Source organism: Novilysobacter longmucuonensis (assembly GCF_046600735.1).
Taxonomy (GTDB): Bacteria; Pseudomonadota; Gammaproteobacteria; order Xanthomonadales; family Xanthomonadaceae; genus Novilysobacter_A; species Novilysobacter_A longmucuonensis.
Map to the genome: position 1 here is coordinate 1 of NZ_JBJMAW010000030.1, position 3675 is coordinate 3675.

Annotated in this window: 5 protein-coding genes; all 5 read right to left on the reverse strand. The window is 57.7% G+C overall.

The window, feature by feature from the left end; all coding sequences use genetic code 11:
• Positions 1 to 224: 224 nt before the first annotated feature.
• The gene (locus ACJQWM_RS14150; protein WP_332707986.1) at positions 225 to 1109 is read right to left on the reverse strand and encodes an MOSC domain-containing protein; all 885 of its coding nucleotides are present in this window, start codon (positions 1107 to 1109) and stop codon (positions 225 to 227) included.
• A gap of 161 nt (positions 1110 to 1270) precedes the next feature.
• A complete protein-coding gene (locus tag ACJQWM_RS14155) occupies positions 1271 to 1564 on the reverse strand; it encodes a hypothetical protein (protein ID WP_332707988.1) in 294 nt (97 codons plus the stop codon).
• A 106-nt stretch (positions 1565 to 1670) separates the two neighbouring features.
• Positions 1671 to 2111, reverse strand: a complete 441-nt coding sequence (locus ACJQWM_RS14160) for a cupin domain-containing protein (RefSeq protein ID WP_411306920.1) — start codon at positions 2109 to 2111, stop codon at positions 1671 to 1673.
• 101 nt (positions 2112 to 2212) lie between these two features.
• Entirely contained in the window at positions 2213 to 2929 is a 717-nt protein-coding gene (locus ACJQWM_RS14165) for an HNH endonuclease (protein WP_332707982.1), read from the reverse strand.
• A gap of 132 nt (positions 2930 to 3061) precedes the next feature.
• Positions 3062 to 3556, reverse strand: coding sequence for a hypothetical protein (locus ACJQWM_RS14170; protein ID WP_332707981.1), 495 nt, complete (start codon positions 3554 to 3556; stop codon positions 3062 to 3064).
• Between the last annotated feature and the right edge of the window lie 119 nt (positions 3557 to 3675).

A 3675-nucleotide genomic window follows, 5' to 3' on the forward strand; every position in this document is an offset into this window, starting at 1 on the left:
GAACTCGTCGCTGTAGCGATGGATCTTGCGAAGACCGGGCTTGGCCATCTGACACCTCTCGTTAGGTGAGGGTGTCAACAAAATCGGATGAGGTTCCGTTTCGGCTTGAATGAATTGTTAGGCCGCCACTGTGCCAGCGACACCCGCATGCGAGCAACTGACCGCTTGAACCGACGGCGCGTCCGCTGGAGCGATGGATTGGGCCGCGCTATCGCGAAGTCCCATTAGGAAATAGTCACGCGGTCACCGATTCGCACTGTGCCCGGCGCAGCGACCACGGCGTACACGCCGGCGCAGGGGAACTGACCGAGATTGCCGACTTGCATCCTATTGTGGCGAACGAGCGTCCGCAGAACTTCGATATCCTGGGGTAGACCTTCCTGCGCAAGGGTCGTCATCACGCATCGAGGATCCAGCAGCGCCACGTTGATCCGTGTCTCGTCGCCAAGCCCGAGCGCATGGCCGACCCAGTCGTTCTCGATGAACCCAGGCTGCTCGGTCGCGACGATCACATTCATGCGGAACCTGCGCTGCTCGAAGCGGCTCTGTGGCCTCAGTTCGTTCAGCCGTGCGAGTGCGGACGTCGTCATGACCGAGAGGGGAAATACATCGAAGAAGGCGCCGGCGGGGACCGGGGACTCCATGCCGAGCTCGGCGAAAAGAGCCGCTCCGAGCTTCTGCGCGACAACCGTGTCTTTGTTGCCCCCAGGGTCTGCGCCTTCTACGTCGGGATGGTACTGGTCGATGGTGAAAGCATCCGGCGCAACCTGCGCCAGTCTGACATCTCGTCGAAAGTATGCCGATAGCATGCGGTCGACTTCGCCGGAATCGCTTCTTACCGATCTGCCATTCGGCAGATCGATCCGCACTGGAGGTACTTCGCGCTCGACCCGAGGCGACTCGACAAATGAGCCTCGACAGGCCAACAAGTCCGGAAACATCTTCACGCTCTTCGCGCTCGCCACCTTGCCTGTTTCGGCATCGATGAGCGCGTATGCACGGTCACCCAAAACCCCTCGCTCAGTTACCCTTACCTCTCCGAGTTGTTCGCCTTGCATAGACTTGACAGGGAACCTCCAGAGTTCTGCCACCGCACCAATTGTCGACATCGCTAGCTCCTCCTTAGTGTTGACCCCATGCTCATTCGCAACGATCAGTGGCCTAACGCCTGAATTAAGCCGACCCGCTAACGCGGGGATCGGGAGCTGACGCAATGCCAGCAACGACAACATTGAACCGAGAGACGAAGCGGTTCGGCTTGAATGAATTGTTAGGCCGGCGGCCCCACGAGCTGCTCGTACCACTGCCGATACGGCGTGTTCTTGACTAGGTGGCGATTGAAGTCCTTGGCCCCATCATGCCACCAGACAGGTCCGCGCTCCCCAAGCGACGTTTTCGCGGCGTTGACGGAGCTGCGCGCCGCTGCCAATGCACCTGGATCGGCGGCTGCCATCGCGGCTTTGACTTGCCGCCGTGCGGCCATGAGTGCGCTAACCAGTGACTCGCGCTCCTCTGGCGAGAGATGCGGATTCGCAACCCGCCAGAGGCGGCCGCGAACCACCATGTATCGACCGTCGGGTGTCTGCGGATGCTCCACGCGGGCCTAACGCCTGAATTAACCCGTGCCGCGAAGCGGCATCGGGTTGAATGAATTGTTAGGTCTCCCGCGATTACTTACGAACTGCGTCATGACCTTCATCCTGTTCGTTCTCAAGGTAGCGCCACGGCTTCCCCTTGGTATGCACGCGAAAGACCAGAATCTTGGCGCCGGCTTTGCCCGCACCCGCGCGATGTAGTGTCTCAAACGTGACATGCCCAACGGTACCGAGGGGAGGGCGAATAAGACCTTTGCCTTCAATGGAGATCTCAGGATCGCCCTCAAGGTAGTAGTGAAATTCCTCGCCAGGATGCCAATGCCGATCAAGCTGGCTGTTTGGGGGAATTTCAACTAGGTCTACAAGCACCTCACGCCCGGGGGTGAATTTTTCACTCAGAGAGTCTTGCAGCAGGTTTGTCACCTTTGACTTTGCTTGACTGGCCCCGTAGCTGGTGCCAGCAAAGAAGGCCATGACAATGCACATAGCTGAAGTTCCAATGGCTAGAACGCGCATATAACCTCCTCGTGGTTCATTGGGGAAATCTTGCTGCTGCCTGAGAGACCTAACGCCTGAATTTAGCCGACCCGCGAAGCGGGTTCGGCTTGAATGAATTGTTATGCCCCGGCCCTTGCATGCCTGGCAACGATAGCTTGCATTTGCTCAATGGTCAGCCAAGGGCGGTGCCTATGGATGATGCCATGGCAATTTGAGCAAACCGGAGCCAAGTCGGTGGGGCGGACAATAGTGTTCTCCGCTAGCTCGGAGACTGGCGTGGTGTGATGTGCCTCAATGTACCCATCTCCAGCCTCGCCATAGGCAGAGGAGAACGAAAACGAGCAGATTGAGCACTTGAGCTCACCGTTGCGCCGCCAGAGCTCCTTGGCGAGTGAGATCAAGTGGCGGTTGCGCTCTTTGGCCAAGTGGATCTTCAGCTTTTCGCGGCCCTCTTGAAAGGTTGCATCGGCAGCGTCTAGGCCAAACTCCTCAGAGAGCAGCGTGTCTTGTGGTGAAGCTATATGAAATGCGCTGGCAATCAGTTGTCTGTCGCGTGAATCAATAGCGTGTTTAAGAGCAATATCTCGCAGTTCCGTTGAGCCGGCGACGAGCCAACCTTGCAATAGACTGTCAAATTGCGTAGTGGACAAAACATCCGGGCTTAGTTGGCGAATGAACTTGTCAGCGACGCTATTGGTTGTGATGCTGCGCCTAGCGGCGACGGAACGAACAGCATTAATGCGAATCTGCGTGATTGGAACGCTAGGTGAAGCGCCTCGGCAATTGCTCCGGACCTCCTCAACAACCTCGATGATCTGGCCAATGCGGGCACTCATAAGCGGGGTTCTCTCAGAGGGGCATAACGCCTGAATTAAGCCGACCCGCAGCGTGCGAGCCGGTGAGTTGTTGCAATGGAACAACGACACATTTGAACGAAGCGACGAAGCGGGCTCGGCTTGAATGAATTGTTAGGACTCGGCTCGGGCTTTTGGGGCTACCTGTTTATCCAGCGACTCGCGATCCAGTGCGTAGAGGTGGGCCGCGGTGCTTGTAAGCGCGGCGGCAAGAACAGCGACGAGTGCAGAAATGACGTAATCCATGCGCTTCTGCCGTTTGGCGGACCTTTTTGCGTCGAGTTCTTCAAGCTTAAGAACGCCTGCGCCCGTAATAAAGAACGCCACCGGGCCCGCGTCCCACGCATCCCATGGAACCTCACCGTAGAAAAATGACTCCCCGGGCGTGAGGCTTATTTGGCAGAGTAACGCCGCACTCTCTCGCGTGGTGCGACCGAACGGCGTACCTGGCTCGGTGTTTGCGGCGATGTACCCGGATTGGATCATTGCTCCCAAGCCGTAGAAATCCACGTATGTGCCACTTTTGCGAGGAACTTGGCCGATCAAGTCGGGCCCACTGATCTCTCCGGCTAAGGCGATCTTTTTGAGCAGCTCTTCGTTGACGGCCACCGACATAGTCTCCCCCGAGTCCTAACGCCTTATGTCTTTGAACTTCCGTAGCCTAGAGGTCGAGAGCCCGGTGTGCGCGCCCGATAACGCCTCGGTGTCAGCAGCACCGTAACTCAGCA